The following is a 16,490-nucleotide window of genomic DNA, read 5'->3' on the forward strand; positions in this document are numbered from 1 at the left end:
CCTCACGTTGCAGGCGGGGTCAGCGGCCGGAGTAGTTCGGCGCTTCGACCGTCATCTGGATGTCGTGCGGGTGCGACTCCTGCAGGCCGGCCGAGGTGATCCGCACGAACCGGCCCTTCTCCTGCAGCTCCGGCACGGTGCGCGAGCCACAGTAGAACATCGACTGGCGCAGGCCGCCGATCAGCTGGTGCGCGACCGCCGCCAGCGGGCCGCGGTACGGCACCTGGCCCTCGACGCCCTCGGCGATCAGCTTCTCGTCGCTGCCGACGTCGCTCTGGAAGTAACGGTCCTTGGAGTACGACTTGCGCAGGCCGCCGGCCGACGACATCGCGCCGAGCGAGCCCATTCCGCGGTAGGCCTTGAACTGCTTGCCGTTGACGAAGACCAGGTCGCCGGGCGACTCCTCGCAGCCGGCCAGCAGCGAGCCGAGCATCACGGTGTCCGCGCCGGCGACGAGCGCCTTGGCGATGTCACCGGAGTACTGCAGGCCGCCGTCGCCGATCACCGGGACGCCGGCCGGCTTGCAGGCCAGCGACGCCTCGTAAATCGCGGTGACCTGCGGCACGCCGACGCCCGACACCACCCGCGTCGTACAGATCGAGCCGGGGCCGACGCCGACCTTCACGCCGTCCGCGCCGGCCTCGACCAGCGCCTGGGCGCCGACCCGGGTGCCGACGTTGCCGCCGACGACGTCCACGCCCCGGGTGGCCGGGTCGGCCTTGAGCTTGCGGATGATCTCCAGCTGCGCCTGGGAATGGCCGTGCGCGGTGTCCACCACCAGCAGGTCGACACCGGCCTCGACCAACGACATCGCCCGCTTGTACGCCTCGCCGTAGAAGCCGATCGCGCCGCCGACCCGCAGCCGGCCGCTGCTGTCCTTGGTGGACAGCGGGAACTGGTCGCGCTTGACGAAGTCCTTCAGCGTGATCAGCCCGGTCAGCTTGCCGGCCTCGTCGACCAGCGGCAGCTTCTCGACCTTGTGCTTGCTCAGCAGCGCCATCGCGTCGTCGGCGGAGATGCCCTGCTTGCCGGTGATCAGCGGCTGCTTGGTCATCACCTCGCGGACCGGGCGGGACAGGTCGTTCTCGAAGCGCATGTCGCGGTTGGTCACGATGCCGACCAGGACGCCGGCGGCGTCGACCACCGGCACGCCGGAGATCCGGTACTGGCCGCAGAGCGCGTCCGCCTCGCCGATGGTGGCGTCCGGGCCGATCGTGATCGGCTGCGCGATCATGCCGGACTCCGAGCGCTTGACCAGGTCGACCTGCTGGGCCTGGTCCTCGATCGACAGGTTGCGGTGCAGCACGCCGAGGCCACCCTGGCGCGCCATCGCGATCGCCATCCGGGCCTCGGTGACGGTGTCCATCGCGCTGGACAGCAGCGGGATGTTGACCTCGATGTTGCGGCTGACCCGGGACCTGGTGTCCGCCTCGGACGGGATGACGTCGGACTCGTTCGGCTGCAGCAGCACGTCGTCGAACGTCAGGCCGAGAACGGCGAACTTGTCGGGAACTCCTGCGGGTGTGATGTCCATGAGGAAGGAAGGCACCTTTGCACGGCGAGAACGGGACACCATGGTATGCCGCCCGTCGCGCCCCGGACGCATCGGTCCCCGCGGCTGTGGACAGACCGGGTTCCGGCGAGGAACCCGGCCGCCGCGGCACACGGTTTCCCGCGGGTGCCCCCGGCTCGCCTGCCCGGAGGCGGGCCGGGGCGGTGGATCAGCGGCCGGTCGGGTGGTTCAGGACCCACAGGATCTGCCGCAGGGTCACCGGAGACATCGACCCGTGGGCCCGCTCGAAGGCCGCGTGCCGGCCCTCGACGTACTGGCCGTTGGAGTGCTTGCCCTTGGGATACTGCTGCTTGGCGTAGCCCAGCGAGTACTTGCCGTTGGAGTGCTTCGCGGCCGCCCGGAGCTGCTTGTCGACGTACCGCTCCAGCCGGGTGGGCTCGGCCGGAGTCGGCGGCGCCGGCCTGGCCTCGTCCTTCGCCTGGTCCTTGGCCTTTTCGTCCTTCGCCTTGTCGTCCTGGCCCTGGCCGCCGGCCGGCGTACCGGTCTGGTCGTCGGTCGACTGGTCGCCGCCGGGCTGGCTCGGGCCGTCGGACGGCTGCTCGGCCGGCTTGGTCTCCTCGGTGCCGCTCGGCTGCGTCTCACCGCTCCCGGTGTCGCCACCGGGAGTCTCGCCGGAGTCGTCCTGCTCACCGGTGTCCGGGGCGGGGGGCGGCGTGCTCGGCTCGGTCGGGGTCTCGTTCTGCTGACCGTTGCCACCGCCGGGATTGGTCGGCGCGTCCGTCGGTGTCGGCGTCGGGGTGGGCGTCGGCTCGGCCGGCGGAGTGACCGGCGGGTCACTCGGCTCGCTCGGCGGCGGCGTCGGCTCGACGGGCTCCCCGGTCGGGTCGTCGCCGGGCACCTCCGGCTTGTCCACCGGCTTGTCCACCGGCGGGTCGGCCGGCTTGTCGTCGACCGGCTTGTCATCGATCGGCTTGTCGGTGGACTCGACCGGCGGGACCAGCGGGTCCCGTGTGGTGGTCGGCTTCTCGACCTGCGGCGGCTCGACCCGGGCCAGCGGCGGCTTCGGCATCAGGGTGTCGAGCTCGGGCAGACCGATCGGGAACGGGTCGGTCAACTGCTGCTCGGCCTTGCGGGCCTCGGCTTCGTGCTGCTGCTCCTGCTTGTCCTGGTAGTCCTTGGCGACCTTGACGATCTTCGTCTTGTCGACGATCGGCATGCCGTCGAGCTGTTCCTTCGGGAAGCTGGTCTCCGGCCGGAGCTGCTCGACGAACTTCTCGATCACCTTCTCGTACGGCGCCAGCGGGTCGCCGCTGACGGCGGCCGCGACGCCCGACACCGACAGCGCCGCCACGGCCGCGACCCCGACGGCCAGACCGCGCGCCGCCAGCTTGCGGGCGAGCGGGTCGGTCACCGGGTTCAGCGCCGCACAGCGCGCCAGGAAGATCTCGGCGTCGTCGATCGTCTCCACCGGGAGCTCGTCCTCGACCTCGACCGCCAGCCGTAGCTCGGCCAGCAGCCTCAGGGTCGGGTCGTGCTCGCCCGCCTCCCCCGCGGACTCCCCACCGGCCGCGAGCAGGTCGAGCAGCGCGTCATCGGCTTCGATCGCGTCTAAGTCAAAGCGCTCAGCCATGCCGCTCCTCCCCTGCTCCTCGCTCCACCTTTGCCTCATGCCCCACAAACCCCCTGAGCGTGTTCAACGCTCGATGTTGTGCGACCCTCACCGCCCCCGGTGTCATCCCCAGTGCCCGGCCGGTCTCCTCGGCTGACATCCCCGCAACCACCCGGAGCCGCAGGATCTCCCGCAGTTTCTCCGGCAACCTCTCCAGCAGCCCCACGATGTGCTGGACCTCCGAGTGCCGGACCGCGTGCTCCTCCGGCGTCGGCGACTCGTCCGCCCCGTCCGGCAGGTCCGGCGTCGACACGTCCGCGACCGCGAACGCCCGCTGCGCGTCGGCGACCTTGCGGGCCGCGATCCCGTACACGAACGCCTCGAACGGCCGGCCCTCGTCGCGGTACCGGCCCAGCGCGCCGAACACCGCCACGCAGACCTCCTGCGCGACGTCGTCGACCATGTCGGCCCCACCCGGGTAGGTCCACAGCCGCGACCGCACGTAGCGGTGGGCGACGGCGCGCACCCGGGTCAGCAGGTCGTTGAGAGCCCTCGGATCCCCGCTCCCGGCCAGCGCGGCCAGGTCCCGAAGTTCGACCCGGTCCTGGGTGTGCGGTACTTGAACCTCGGTCACCCCTCGCCCCCTCGTGTCGGACCCGGTCAGCCTGCAAGATGCTACGACCCGTACCGGCCGTTGCCTAGTGGCAATCGGTGATCACTGAGGATTTTTCATCACAACCTGGCACTACTGCCCGGTACCCGGCGTGGCGTGCTGCTGCGGCGCTCCGGCAACCAGTGTCATCGCGATCCCCGGCAACGGAAACTGCCCGGCAGGTCCGAGGACCTGCCGGGCAGCGGTGGTACGTCGTACTGAGGATCAGTGACCGTGGCCGTGGCCGTGACCGGCGGCAGCGGGCTCTTCTTCCTCGGGCTTGTCGACGATCAGCGTTTCCGTGGTGAGCAGCAGCGCCGCGATGGAGCCGGCGTTGGCGAGCGCGGAACGGGTGACCTTGACCGGGTCCAGGACACCCTGGCCGAGCAGGTCGCCGTACTCACCGGTGGCGGCGTTGAAGCCGCTGCCGACCTCGAGCTCGGCCACCTTGGCGGTGACGACGTAGCCCTCGTAGCCGCCGTTCTCGGCGATCCAGCGCAGCGGCTCGACGATCGCCTTGCGGACGATCCGGACACCGGCGAGCTCGTCGCCCTCCAGGCCCAGGTTGTCCTCCAGCACCGCGGCGGCGTGCACGAGAGCCGAGCCGCCACCGGCGACGATGCCCTCCTCGATCGCCGCGCGGGTCGCCGACACGGCGTCCTCGATGCGGTGCTTCTTCTCCTTGAGCTCGACCTCGGTGGCCGCGCCGACCTTGATCACGCAGACGCCACCGGCCAGCTTGGCCAGCCGCTCCTGCAGCTTCTCGCGGTCCCAGTCGGAGTCGGTGCGCTCGATCTCGGCCTTGATCTGGTTGACCCGGGCCTCGATGTCGTCGGACTTGCCGGCACCCTCGACGACGGTCGTGTTGTCCTTGCTGACCACGATGCGGCGGGCGGTGCCGAGCACCTCGAGACCGACCTGGTCCAGCTTGAGGCCGACCTCGGGAGCGATCACCTGCGCGCCGGTGAGGGCGGCGAGGTCCTCCAGCATCGCCTTGCGGCGGTCACCGAAGCCCGGCGCCTTGACGGCGACGGAGGTGAAGTTGCCGCGGATCTTGTTCACGACCAGGGTCGACAGGGCCTCGGCCTCGACGTCCTCGGCGATGATCAGCAGGGTCTTGCCGGACTGGACGACCTTCTCCAGCAGCGGCAGCAGGTCCGCGACGGCGGAGATCTTGCCCTGGTTGATCAGGATGTACGGGTCGTCCAGCACCGCTTCGCCGGCCTCGGCGTCGGTGATGAAGTAGGGCGAGATGAAGCCCTTGTCGAACTGCATGCCTTCGGTGAACTCGAGCTCGGTGCCGAAGGTGTTCGACTCCTCGACGGTGATCACGCCGTCCTTGCCGACCTTGTCGAAGGCGTCGGCGATCAGGCCGCCGATCTCGGCGTCGCGGGCGGAGATGGTGGCGACGTGGGCCATGTCGCCCTTGTCGTCGACCGGCCGCGCGGTCTCGACCAGCCGGGCCGAGACGGCCTCGACGGCGGCCTCGATGCCCTTCTTCAGGCCCATCGGGTTGACCCCGGCGGCGACGGCCCGCAGGCCCTCGTGCACCAGCGCCTGGGCGAGCACCGTGGCGGTGGTGGTCCCGTCACCGGCGACGTCGTTGGTCTTGGTCGCCACCTCCTTGGCCAGCTGCGCGCCGAGGTTCTCGAACGGGTCGTCCAGCTCGACCTCACGGGCGACGGTGACGCCGTCGTTGGTGATGGTCGGTGCACCCCACTTCTTGTCCAGCACGACGTAGCGGCCCTTGGGCCCCAGCGTCACCTTCACCGTGTTCGCGAGCTTGTCGACGCCACGCTCCAGGGCGCGCCGCGCGTTCTCGTCGAACTCGAGGATCTTCGGCATGGAAAAACCAGTCCCTCTCTGAATGCTTGTCCGATGCGGCTCAGCGGCCCCTGACTGACTCCGCCCCGGCGCCGGTGATCGGCACCGGGGCGGTGTCAGTCAGGAACAGCGAGCCAGTGGCGCGACGCGAGGCGTCGCGCCGGTACGTCACTTGCTGACGATGGCGAGGATGTCGCGCGCGCCCAGGATCAGGTAGTCCTGGCCGTCGTACTTGACCTCGGTGCCGCCGTACTTGGAGTAGATGACCTTGTCGCCGACGGCGACGTCCAGCGGGACGCGGTTGCCGTTGTCGTCGATGCGGCCGGGGCCGACGGCGAGGACCTCGCCCTCCTGCGGCTTCTCCTTGGCGGTGTCCGGGATCACCAGGCCGGACTTCGTGGTCTGCTCGGCTTCGAGCGGCGCAACGAGGATACGGTCCTCGAGCGGCTTGATCGTGACCGACACTTGCTGACCTCCACGGTCGAGTTCTTGTCTGTGTTCACCCTGCGTCAGGCGGCCGTCCCGCCCGTGCCGTCGCGGGGGTCAGGGGCCGGGGCCGCTGGCACCCTCGGGTGGAGAGTGCCAACAACGAATCTAGGCCGCGATTAGCACTCGGTCAACTCGAGTGCCAGAAAGTCCGCCCGCGGCGAACAAGGCCGGGCCGTCCGGCGGCCGTCCGGGAGGGTGAGCGAGCCGGTACATTCCGCGATCGAGGGCTGGGACTTCCCGTTCGGACATGGGACCGTTCTCGGTGAGGGTCCCGCCCGGCCGGGATCACAGCACGAGGAGCCCAGATGAAACTTCGCTTCGCGTTCCCGAAACCGTCCAAGCCGTCCACCCGGGCCCTGGTCGCGGTCGCCGCGCTCGTGATCAGCCCGATCGCCGTCGCCGGCCTCGCCGCGGCAGGTGACCGCCCGGACCCCGCCTCCGAGAAGCAGCCCCCAGCAGCCGGCGCACCCGCAGCTGCGCCGAACACAGCCGGAGACGCCGCCGGCGACGCCGGAGACGCCGGCGTACGGACTGCTGCTGCGGCCGGGCTGGAGCAGTGCCGCAGTGCTCGACTGGTAGCGGCCTCGAACGGCTGGGGCGTGCCGCTGCCATCGGTCTGGGAGAGCAGCAACACCCGGTGCAACCTGCGGTACGGCGACAACCCGCACCGCGGCGGTGAGCGGTTCGGCGATCCCGATACCGCCATCCGGACCCTGCAGCGCAACCTGAACTACTGCTACGGCAGCAAGCTCACCATCGACGGCGTCTACGGCAGCAACACCCGCGCGATCGTCATGCAGGTGCAGAAGCGCCACAAGCTCGCCGCTGACGGTATCTACGGACCGCAGACCCGCTCGACGATGAACTGGCGTCTCTACCACTCGGCCAAACGGATCTGGAGCAGCGGCTGCTACAGCCCGGTCTGAACCACCAGCGCAGAATGGGCGCGTGACACCCGACTCGATCACGGCGCTGCTCGCACCGCCGGGTGCTGACGCGTTGGCGGAAGCCTGCGCCGCGTTCACACCGGGCAACGAGCTGCAGCTGGTCGAGAAGCTCCGCCGCCGGTACGACGCGGCTGTGGTGACCGCAGCGGTCACTCAGGCGTCTCTGCGGCACCGGGCGGTCGCCAAGTTCGGTGCGGCCGACGCAGCGCGCATGTACTTCACGCCGGACGGGCTGGAGCAGTCCACGCGTTCCACTGTCGCGTCCCACCGGGCTGCTCGGATCGCTGCGGCCCTACCTGGCGCGTCGGTGGTGGACCTGGGGTGCGGCATCGGCGGCGACCTCGTGAGTGCCGCCCGCGCCGGACTCCGCGTCACCGGGGTCGAGCGGGACCCGGCAACGGCCGCCGCGGCTCGCGCGAACCTGGCTGCGCTGGGCCTGCCCGGCGAGGTGATCATGGGTGATGCGGAGCAGCAGGACGTCACGCAGTACGAGGTGGTGTTCGCGGATCCGGCGCGGCGGGCGGACGGGCGGCGCGTGTTCGACCACAACGCGTACTCCCCGCCCTGGTCCTTCATCACCGAACTGCTGGCCGGCACGGCGTGCGTGAAGGTCGCGCCGGGCATCCCGCACGACGCCGTACCGGCTGGGGTCGAGGCGGAGTGGGTCAGCGACTCCGGTGAGGTCAAAGAGGCAGCTCTGTGGTCCGGCAAGCTGTACGCCGGTACTGCGCGACGCGCGACGCTCCTGCCCGGCGGAGCCGCCGTGGACTCTGCGCCGGAAGCCGAGGTAGGTCCGGTCGGGCAGTACATCTACGAGCCGGACGGCGCGATCATCCGCGCCGGGCTGGTCACTGCGGTCGCCGCGGAGGTCGACGGCTGGCTACTCGATCCGCGCATCGCCTACGTCACCTCGCCGTTCCTGGTGCAGACGCCGCTGGCATCGGCGTACGAGGTGATCGAGACGCTGCCGTACCGGGAGAAGGCGCTGAAATCATGGGTCCGGACCAACGACATCGGCACGCTGGAGATCAAGAAGCGCGGCGTGGACGTGGATCCGGCGGTCCTGCGCAAGAAGCTCGCGCCGAAGGGCTCGGCCGCCGCCACGCTCATCGTCACCCGGGTCGGCCGGGACGCCGTCGCCTACTCCTGCCGGCGGATCACCAGGTCTTGAGGCGACTTGCGCTGACGTCGTATTCGAACATACAATCGAACCGCGAGCGGGCCTCCGGGAGCCTGCCGACGGGCGAGGTGCTGCGCTCGTGCCGACGACTCCCGGAGGCCCGCCACTAGGGAGACGGGCCCTAGTCATCGCGGAGAAGCATGCTGTTCATGTCGGTCGGAGAGGCTGACGCCCTACCCGGCCCAGCCGCTGGCCGTTCCCTGGGGCCCGAGCGGCGAAGGTCGGCCCCGGGCCATACACCCGATGAGACAGGCGTCCGTAGGGGTCTCACGCGTCGCGACGATGTTGAACGACGCCAACGGGACGGCGGTGGGCGGTAGGTATCGACCGCCAGGCACTGGCTGCTCGCGAGGCGAAAGCCGCAAAGCTCGACCCGCACGGCGTGCCAGGACGGCAGCGTGCACGCCGCTCGCCGAGTTCGCCAGTGACAGCCGCGGGGGCGACCTGCGCACGGGGCTCGGCAAGTAAGAGGCCAGGCACGTCCTGCTCTCGGTTGTCGTCGAGCGTGGTCAGCCCCGGCTCGCCGAGGTGCGGACCAGCGCGTTGTCCCGGGGCGAAGCAACACCAACGCAGCCGCCCGAATGCCTGCAGCGCACTTCCCCGCGCTGCAGGTGACGCGCGCCCGCAGCCCGACGCCGGCCCGCGGCGGCACGGTCGGTCGCGGCCGCCTTCCCGTACGGCGCGCGGCTCGACCGACGAGTGGGCAGAACTGCCTGCCGGCTGATGAGCGGAAACTACTGTCTTTCGGGTCGAGCCGGGGAGGGACATGGACGCCGGGTTGCAGCTTCCGCCGGAGGTTGGTGTGGTGATTGCGCGGGAGTGGGGCGTGGACTGCGGCGACGGGGGCGTACGGCTGACGGGTGGGGAGGACTCGGCGGCGTACCGGGTCGGGGAGGTCGTGGTGCGGGTGGGGCCTCTCCAGCGCGGGTCGGCGGTGATGGAGTGGTGTCACGGGGTTGCCGAGGCTGCGGCTTGTCTGGGTGAGGTAGTGGTGCCGTTGCGGACGGACTCGGGGGCGAGCGTCGTGCGGGTAGCGGGGCGGCCGGTGAGTGTGTGGCCGTTGGTGGCGGGGCGGTGGTTGGAGCTCGGGAATCCGGCGGAGGTCGAGCAGGCGGCTCGGTTGCTGGCGCGGGTGCACCGGGAACTGCGGGGCGTGCAGCTGCCGCCTCGGCCGGAGGTGTCCTATCTGGAGCCGGCCGCGGAGGTACACGATCCGGCGGGCTTGGCCGGAAGCGCCGAGTTCGATCGGTGGCGTGACGTACTGCGGGACGAGCAGCTGGATCGATGGCTGGGCGAGTTCTGGCGGCGTGCGGCGAAGCAGCCGTTGCACGGGGACTACTACCGCGGCAATGTCCTGGTGCACGACGGCCGGATCGCCGGGTTGATCGACTGGGACGAGTCGTGGGTCGGCGCGCCGGAGATGGAGCTGGCGGGGGCGGCGCGGGAGTTCGGCGAGCACTGGTCGACGGATCTCCGCCGGGCGCAGCAGTTCGTTGCCTGGTACCACGACGAGGGCGGCACCGCCGCCATGGACGACGAGACGATGGTGCAGCTGATCAGGCATCGGCTGCGGGCGGAGGTCGTGCAGTTCGCCGACGCGGCGGATCCGGACGACGACTATCACGCTCGGCAGGTGCAGCTCTTCAGCGAGCTCCGGCCGTAGCCATAGGCCTTAAAGGGTATCGATGACCGGCAGGCGCAGGCGGCTGGCGGCGATCTGGGCGACGCCGAGCGGCAGCGCTCCGGCCGAGTGCCAGGTCGGCAGCGGGTCGACCCGGTCGGCGTCGGTGGTCAGCGCGGGGCAGGTGCCGTCGGCGTCGAGGGCGTAGGTGACAAAGCGGCGGACCAGCTCGTCCCAGTCCTTGGCTCGGTAGAGCATGGCGTGCTTCTCGCCCTCCACCGGCAGCATCGCGACCGGCACGCCGGCCGTCCGCAGCCGCCGCGCGTACGCCGTCGTCGCCGCCAGCGAGGTGATCCGGTCCGCGGTGCCGTGGGCGAACACCACAGGTCCACGCAGAGCGACCAACGGCTCACCGACCGGCAGCCAGGGCGCCAGGGCGAGCACACCGCCGACCAACGGGTGATTGCCAGCAGCAACTACCGCGCGGCCGCCCATCGAGTGGCCGATCAGGATCACCCGGTCGTAGCGCAGAGCCAGCCGGTCCAGCACCGCGCGCAGATCGGCGGCGGGATGCGCGGCGGACCCGTTCCAGCCTTGGTAGCGGTAGCGCACCAGGCCGATCGCCGCCCGCGGTGCCGCCGAGCGCGCAGCCACCGCGAACGGCCACATCCGCAGGATCGGCGGGCGCCAGACGTGCGGGGCCGCGGTCGAGTTCTCCATGCCGCCGTGCGCGAGCAGGACAAGATCCGTCGCGCCCGCCGGCGCCGCGACCAGATCGATCCCCGGAGCTGTCATCCGCGCCCACAGTACAAGGCCGCCCCGACAGCTTCGCTCACCACCGCCGCCGCACGGAAGGACCGGTCAGGCTCGGCCGTACAGGACAGCGGGGTCGTGACTCACGGCCAGGAAGCGCTCCGGTTGCTCCAGGTCCTTGAACCCGTACGACCGGTACAGCTCGTGGGCGTCCGCCGTCGCCAGCATCGTGCGCCGCACGCCGCGCAGGTCCGGGTGCTCCAGCAGGGTCGACACCACGAAGCGGCCGAGCCCGTGCCCGCGGTACTGCTCCTGCACGAACACGTCCGCGATCCACGCGAACGTCGCCCGGTCCGTCACCGCCCGGGCGAAGCCGACCTGCGTGCCGTCGGACGCATAGACGCCGAGACACAGACTGCCCGCGACCGCCTTCCGCACGACCTCCCGCGGAACCCCCGGCGACCAGTACGCCGTCCGCAGGAACCCGTGCACGACGTCGAGGTCGATCCGCGCCGGGTCGTCGTCGGCGACGAACTCCCCCGAGGTCCACTGCATCAGTTCAGCACCGTGGTGATCGGCATCGACGAGTCGGCCGGCAGGCCCAGCGGCGACGGCGTCTTGCCGGCCCGCACGAGCTCCGAGCCGAGGGCGGCCACCATCGCGCCGTTGTCCGTGCACAGTCCCGGCCGGGGCACCCGAACGGCGATCCCCGCGGCGGCGCAGCGCTCCTCGGCCAGCTGGCGCAACCGGGAGTTCGCCGCGACGCCGCCGCCGATCAGCAGGTGCTCGTAGCCGCGGTCCTGGCAGGCGTCGATCGCCTTGCGGGTCAGCACGTCGCAGACCGCTTCCTGGAACGCGGCGGCGACGTGGTTCACCGGCACGTCCTCGCCGTCGCGGCGCTTCGCCTCGACCCAGCGCGCGACCGCGGTCTTCAGGCCGGAGAAGGAGAAGTCGAACCGGTGCCGCTCCAGATCGCGCTGGCTGGTCAGCCCGCGCGGGAACGTCACGTACAGCCGGTCGCCGCCGTCCCGTGCCGCTTTGTCGACATAGGGACCGCCGGGGAACGGCAGGCCGAGCACCCGGGCCACCTTGTCGAAGGCCTCCCCCGCGGCGTCGTCGATCGTGCTGCCCATCGGCTCGACGCCCTCGGTGATGTCCTCGACCGCCAGCAACGACGAGTGCCCGCCGGAGACCAGCATCGCGATCGCGCCCTTGGGCAGGTCACCGTGCTCCAACGTGTCGACCGCGACGTGCGCGGCGAGGTGGTTCACGCCGTACAAGGGCTTGTCGAGCGAGAGCGCGAGGCCCTTGGCGGCGGCGACGCCGACCAGCAGGGCGCCGGCCAGGCCCGGACCGCTGGTGACGGCGATCGCGTCGACGTCGGACGGTTTCACCCCGGCGGTCTCGCAGGCGCGCCGGATCGTCGGCACCATCGCCTCCAGGTGCGCGCGGCTGGCCACCTCCGGCACGACGCCGCCGAACCGGGCGTGCTCGTCCACGCTGGACGCGATCGCGTCGGCGAGCAGCGTGTGCCCGCGCACCAGCCCGACACCGGTCTCGTCGCAGGACGTCTCGATGCCGAGGATCAGGGGCTCGTTCTCAGTCATGGTCCTTCTCCTGCCGTCGCATGATGACGGCGTCCTCGCCGCCGGCGTAGTAGTTGCTCCGCCGGCTGATCTCCTCGAAGCCGAACGCCCGGTACAGGGCGATCGCAGCTTCATTGCCTGCAGCAACTTCCAGCAGGACGGTCCGGTCGGGGTGCGCGGCCAGCGCCGCGGTCAGCAGTTGCCGGCCGATGCCCGTACGCCGGTGCGCCGGGTCGACGGCGATCCGGAGCAGGTCCACCGGGTCGTCGGTCGCGGGCGGCACCAGCAGTACGGCGTACCCGGCGAGCGCGCCTTCGTCGGCGACCAGCACGCGCCGGTCCGGCCGGGTGAACTCGTCGGCCCAGGAGGTCTCGCTCCACGCGTCCTTCGGGAAGCAGGCGGCGTCGAGCGCGACCACCGCGGGGCGGTCGGCCGGTCCAGCGAGACGGATGGCGGGTCTCATCGGGGCAGCACGCTCTTCGGGCCGCCGGACAGGGTGACATCCGGGCGACGCAGGTACAGCGGGTCCGGGGCGGTGACCTGCAGCGTGCCGGTTGCGACGCCCTGGGCGAGGACCTCGGCCGACGGGTACTCGAGGACGCCGGTGGCGTCGACGCCGAGAGCTTCGCCGTACAGGACGGCGCCGCGGCCGATCACCGGCAGGCCGGCGAGCACGTGGGCGACGTCGGCGGGCTTGTCGACGGCCGGTCCCTCCAGGCGCCGGCGGCTCCCATCGGCGGCCGGTCCGTCGTACAGGGCCCAGTAGATCTCCTTGCGCCGGGCATCGGTGGCGACGGCAACGGGCAGCGCGAGGTCCGACTGCTTGGCCAGGACGTCGAGGCTGCAGACGCCGACCACCTCGATGCCGAGCACGTCCGCCATCGTCCGGGCCGTCACCAGCCCGACCCGCAAGCCGGTGAACGGTCCGGGGCCGGTGCCGACGGCAATCTTCGTCAGATCCTGCACGCCGGCGCCCGCGGTGGCCAGCACCTCGGCGATCGCCGGTGCGAGCAGTTCCCCGTGCCGCAAGGCGTCCACGCTCGTCGACGAGCCGGCCACCACCCCGGACACCGGGTCCGCCAGCGCCACCGTCACCGCAGCACTCGAAGTGTCAAAAGCAAGCAGCACGTCAGTTCCCCTCGGAGGTCGCGTTCGCGGTCAGCCGTACGCCGGTGGTGGCCCAGCGGGGGCCGGCGGGGGCGATCCGCAGCGCTCGGGTCTCGTCGGTGTCGTCGTCGCCGCGGGTGATGGTGAGGTCGAGGCGGTCGGGGGCCAGCGACTCGGCCAGGCCGTGGCCCCACTCGACGACCGTGACGGCGTCGTCGAGGGACGCGTCGAGGTCGAGGTCGTCCAGCTCCGCGATGCCGCCGAGGCGGTACGCGTCGACGTGCACCAACGCCGGTCCGCCGACGAGCGACGGGTGAACCCGGGAGATCACGAAGGTGGGCGAGGTGATGTCGCCCCGCACCTTGAGCCCGGCCCCGAGGCCCTGGGTGAAGGTGGTCTTGCCCGCCCCGAGGTCCCCCGACAGGACCAGGACGTCGCCCGCCCGCAGCTGACCGGCCAGTTCCTCCGCGATCGCCCGCATCTGCTCGGCCGTCGGCACGGTCAGCTCGACCGGCAACGCCTTGGCGTGCATGAGGTTCTGCCCTTCGCGCGCGACGACCGAGTAGCCCCGGCGCTGCCAGAACTCCGCCGTCTCCGGCAGCTCGACCCGCGCGACCAGGCGCACCCGCGTCATGCCGCGCTGCCGGGCCGCCTCCTCCGCGCAGCCGACCATCGCCGACGCCACCCCGCGGCCCTGGAACCGCGGGTTGACCGACACCCGGCGCAGCTCCAGCACGTCGCCGTTGTGCTGGAACAGCATCGCGCCGGCCGGCTCGCCGCCGATCCGCGCCAGCAGCCCGCCGTACGCCGTGACGGCGGCGGCGACGGTGGCCGCGTTCTCGGTCAGCGCGGTGGACGGCGGGTCCAGCGTGCGCCGGTTGGCGAAGGCGTGGTGGATGACGCCGACGATCTCGTCCACGTGCTCGGCCGTGGCGTCCACCACGTGCAGGTCGGTCATCTGTGTCCCAAGGATTGTTCGGCCCGCTCGATCATGCCGAGCAGGGCGGCGGTGAACTCGCGGTGGTGCTCGATCAGGCCGAGGTGCCCGCAGTTCTTCACCTCGACCAGTTCCGCTCCCGGCACGTGCCGGACGATCTGCTCGGAGTGCGCGAACGGTGTCAGGTGGTCGTTGTCGCCGCCGATCACCACGCACTCCACCTTCTGCAACGGCTCCAGCGCCCCGGTCTTGTCGTGCAGCGAGAAGATCGGGTAGAACTCCGCGATCACCGAGATCGGCGTCGCGGCGATCATCTCGTTGACGAACTCGGTGAACGCCGGCGGCACCTCGGAGCCGAACGAGTACTTGCGGGTCAGCAGGTAGCTGATGTCGGTCCCGGCCTTGCGGCTGCGCTCGACCACGTCCGGGATCCGGGCCAGCGCCGCGACGGTCGGGGTCGCCAGCGTGCGGACCATCATGCCGATCCGGCCGGGCAGCGCGATCGGCACCCGGTCCAGGCCGCCGGCGCTGGTCGAGCACAGCCCGACCCCGATCACCCGGTCGCCGAACAGCTCCGGGTGCTGCTCGGCCAGCGCCATGATCGACATGCCGCCCATCGAGTGCCCGATCAGGACCACCGGCCCGCTCGGCGCGAACTTCTGCAGGATCCCGTACAGGTCGCGGCCGAGCTGGTCGATGCTGACGTTCTCCTTCGGCGACCGCCCGGACCGGCCGTGCGAGCGCTGGTCGTAGAAGACCATCGTGCCGATCCCGGCCAGGTCGCGGCGCTCGAAGTGCCAGCAGTCCATGTTCAGCCCGTAGCCGTGGGCGAAGATCAGCGTCAGGTCCTCGGGCATCGCGTCCTGGTTGCGCAGCTTGCGCCGCTGCGGCTCTTGCCGGCGGGACCGCTTCAGCGCGTCCACCTCGACGTACAGCTCGACGCCGTCGTCGGCGGTGAAGACGTGTGGCGTCCCGCGCAGCGACCCGAACGGCTCGGCCTCCAGCTGCGCACGCTGGCTGGACCGGCGACCGATCACCTGCCGCTCGACCGCGACGCCGGCCGCGGCACCGGCGGCCAGCACCCCGACCGCCGCGCCGATCAGGCCGGCGGTGCGCCCTGCCTTGGAGGCCATCAGCCGGTCACCTCGTTCACGTACCGGCGCGGGATCCGTGGCCCGAGCCGGGTGACGATCTCGTAGTTGATCGTGCCGGCCGCGTCGGCCCAGTCGTCGGCCGTCGGTTCGCCGTGGTCACCGGGCCCGAACAGGACGACCTCGTCGCCGGCCGCGGCGTCGCCATCGTCCAGGTTGACCACGCACTGGTCCATGCAGATCCGGCCGACGACGCTGCGCCGTATGCCGTGCACCTGGACCGGGGCGCCGTTCGAGGCGTGCCGCGGCAGGCCGTCGCCGTACCCGAGCGGGACCAGTCCGAGCGTCGACGGCTTCGGCGCGGTCCAGGTCAGCCCGTACGAGACGCCCGCACCGGCCGGCACGCGCTTCGCCATCGCCAGCCGCGCGCGCAGCGTCATCGCCGGCCGCAGCCCCAGCTCCGCCGACGGCAGCGCATGCCCGAACGGGGACAACCCGTACGTCGCGATGCCGGGCCGGACCAGGTCGAAGTGCGTCTCCGGCAGCGCGAGCGTGCCGCCGGAGTTCGCCAGGTGCTTGAAGCCGGGGTCGACGCCGAGCGACTCGGCGACCGCGACGGCCGACTCGAAGGTCGCGACCTGCGCCTCGTTGACCGGGCTCTTCGGCTCGTCCGACGAGGCCAGGTGCGACCAGATCCCGGTGATCACGATCCGGCCGGTCTTCTGCTCCTTGAGCGCGGCCCTGATCAGCGTGGGCCACTCCTCGGGCACCGCGCCGCCGCGACCCAGCCCGGTGTCAATCTTCAGGTGCACGCGGGCCGGCCGGTCGGTCACCCCGGCGGCGAGCTCGTCGATCTCCCAGGGCGCGCCGGCGGACAGGTCGATGTCGTTGGCGATCGCCCGGGCGAGCGGCTCACCGGGAGTGGTCAGCCAGCAGAAGATCGGGCCGTTGTCGCCGGCGGCGCGCAGCTCCAGCGCCTCCTCCAGCACGGCGACGCCGATCCAGTCGGCACCGGCCTGGCGGGCGGCGCGGGCGACCGGCGCCATGCCGTGCCCGTAGCCGTCGGCCTTGACCACGGTCATCAGCTCGGCCGAGCTCAGCCGCGCACGCAGCGCGGCGACGTTGTGACGGATCGCGGCGAGATCCACCACCGCTTCGGCGCGCACCATCGAAGGCTCCAC

General features: G+C 71.4%; 16 protein-coding genes. 3 read left to right on the forward strand and 13 right to left on the reverse strand.

What is annotated here, in order from left to right:
- Positions 1-19 precede the first annotated feature (19 nt).
- The 5 genes from guaB to groES form a co-directional block, all read right to left on the reverse strand.
- Positions 20-1,534, reverse strand: a complete 1,515-nt coding sequence (guaB, locus tag KFLA_RS29905) for an IMP dehydrogenase (protein WP_012923583.1) — start codon at positions 1,532-1,534, stop codon at positions 20-22.
- A 187-nt stretch (positions 1,535-1,721) separates the two neighbouring features.
- The gene (locus KFLA_RS36050) at positions 1,722-3,143 is read right to left on the reverse strand and encodes a hypothetical protein (RefSeq protein WP_012923584.1); all 1,422 of its coding nucleotides are present in this window, start codon (positions 3,141-3,143) and stop codon (positions 1,722-1,724) included.
- Positions 3,136-3,756 (reverse strand): RNA polymerase sigma factor ShbA, encoded by a 621-nt coding sequence (gene shbA / locus KFLA_RS29915; protein ID WP_012923585.1) that lies wholly within the window; start codon positions 3,754-3,756, stop codon positions 3,136-3,138. The genes KFLA_RS36050 and shbA overlap by 8 nt, the downstream gene beginning before the upstream one ends.
- Before the next feature lie 243 nt (positions 3,757-3,999).
- Entirely contained in the window at positions 4,000-5,619 is a 1,620-nt protein-coding gene (gene groL, locus KFLA_RS29920; RefSeq protein ID WP_012923586.1) for a chaperonin GroEL, read from the reverse strand.
- A 147-nt stretch (positions 5,620-5,766) separates the two neighbouring features.
- A complete protein-coding gene (gene groES / locus KFLA_RS29925; protein WP_012923587.1) occupies positions 5,767-6,063 on the reverse strand; it encodes a co-chaperone GroES in 297 nt (98 codons plus the stop codon).
- Between the two features lie 329 nt (positions 6,064-6,392).
- Between groES and KFLA_RS29930 the strand changes: the two genes are divergently transcribed.
- The 3 genes from KFLA_RS29930 to KFLA_RS29940 all read left to right on the forward strand — a co-directional run bounded on the left by KFLA_RS29930 (position 6,393) and on the right by KFLA_RS29940 (position 9,877).
- On the forward strand, positions 6,393-7,013 hold the full coding sequence (locus tag KFLA_RS29930; protein WP_012923588.1) for a peptidoglycan-binding domain-containing protein: 621 nt from the start codon (positions 6,393-6,395) through the stop codon (positions 7,011-7,013).
- Positions 7,014-7,035: 22 nt separating this feature from the next.
- Entirely contained in the window at positions 7,036-8,205 is a 1,170-nt protein-coding gene (locus KFLA_RS29935) for a class I SAM-dependent methyltransferase (RefSeq protein WP_012923589.1), read from the forward strand.
- A 775-nt stretch (positions 8,206-8,980) separates the two neighbouring features.
- Positions 8,981-9,877, forward strand: coding sequence for a phosphotransferase enzyme family protein (locus KFLA_RS29940; RefSeq protein ID WP_012923590.1), 897 nt, complete (start codon positions 8,981-8,983; stop codon positions 9,875-9,877).
- Between the two features lie 9 nt (positions 9,878-9,886).
- Here KFLA_RS29940 and KFLA_RS29945 read toward each other — a convergent pair whose 3' ends face one another.
- From KFLA_RS29945 to alr, 8 genes are all read right to left on the reverse strand, one after another.
- Positions 9,887-10,630 carry a dienelactone hydrolase family protein gene (locus KFLA_RS29945; protein WP_012923591.1) on the reverse strand — a complete coding sequence of 248 codons (744 nt, stop codon included), beginning with the start codon at positions 10,628-10,630 and terminating at the stop codon, positions 9,887-9,889.
- A 66-nt stretch (positions 10,631-10,696) separates the two neighbouring features.
- Complete coding sequence (locus KFLA_RS29950; RefSeq protein WP_012923592.1) at positions 10,697-11,143, reverse strand: GNAT family N-acetyltransferase; 447 nt, start codon at positions 11,141-11,143, stop codon at positions 10,697-10,699.
- Positions 11,143-12,195 (reverse strand): tRNA (adenosine(37)-N6)-threonylcarbamoyltransferase complex transferase subunit TsaD, encoded by a 1,053-nt coding sequence (tsaD, locus tag KFLA_RS29955; RefSeq protein ID WP_012923593.1) that lies wholly within the window; start codon positions 12,193-12,195, stop codon positions 11,143-11,145. Before tsaD ends, KFLA_RS29950 begins: the two co-directional genes overlap by 1 nt.
- The gene (locus tag KFLA_RS29960; protein WP_012923594.1) at positions 12,188-12,637 is read right to left on the reverse strand and encodes a GNAT family N-acetyltransferase; all 450 of its coding nucleotides are present in this window, start codon (positions 12,635-12,637) and stop codon (positions 12,188-12,190) included. The genes tsaD and KFLA_RS29960 overlap by 8 nt, the downstream gene beginning before the upstream one ends.
- A complete protein-coding gene (tsaB, locus tag KFLA_RS29965) occupies positions 12,634-13,302 on the reverse strand; it encodes a tRNA (adenosine(37)-N6)-threonylcarbamoyltransferase complex dimerization subunit type 1 TsaB (protein WP_012923595.1) in 669 nt (222 codons plus the stop codon). The genes KFLA_RS29960 and tsaB overlap by 4 nt, the downstream gene beginning before the upstream one ends.
- A gap of 1 nt (position 13,303) precedes the next feature.
- Positions 13,304-14,239 carry a tRNA (adenosine(37)-N6)-threonylcarbamoyltransferase complex ATPase subunit type 1 TsaE gene (gene tsaE, locus KFLA_RS36935; protein WP_012923596.1) on the reverse strand — a complete coding sequence of 312 codons (936 nt, stop codon included), beginning with the start codon at positions 14,237-14,239 and terminating at the stop codon, positions 13,304-13,306.
- A complete protein-coding gene (locus KFLA_RS29975) occupies positions 14,236-15,351 on the reverse strand; it encodes an alpha/beta fold hydrolase (protein ID WP_012923597.1) in 1,116 nt (371 codons plus the stop codon). Before KFLA_RS29975 ends, tsaE begins: the two co-directional genes overlap by 4 nt.
- Positions 15,351-16,478 carry an alanine racemase gene (gene alr / locus KFLA_RS29980; RefSeq protein WP_012923598.1) on the reverse strand — a complete coding sequence of 376 codons (1,128 nt, stop codon included), beginning with the start codon at positions 16,476-16,478 and terminating at the stop codon, positions 15,351-15,353. The genes KFLA_RS29975 and alr overlap by 1 nt, the downstream gene beginning before the upstream one ends.
- Positions 16,479-16,490 lie beyond the last annotated feature (12 nt).

Source organism: Kribbella flavida DSM 17836 (assembly GCF_000024345.1).
Classification (GTDB): Bacteria; Actinomycetota; Actinomycetes; order Propionibacteriales; family Kribbellaceae; genus Kribbella; species Kribbella flavida.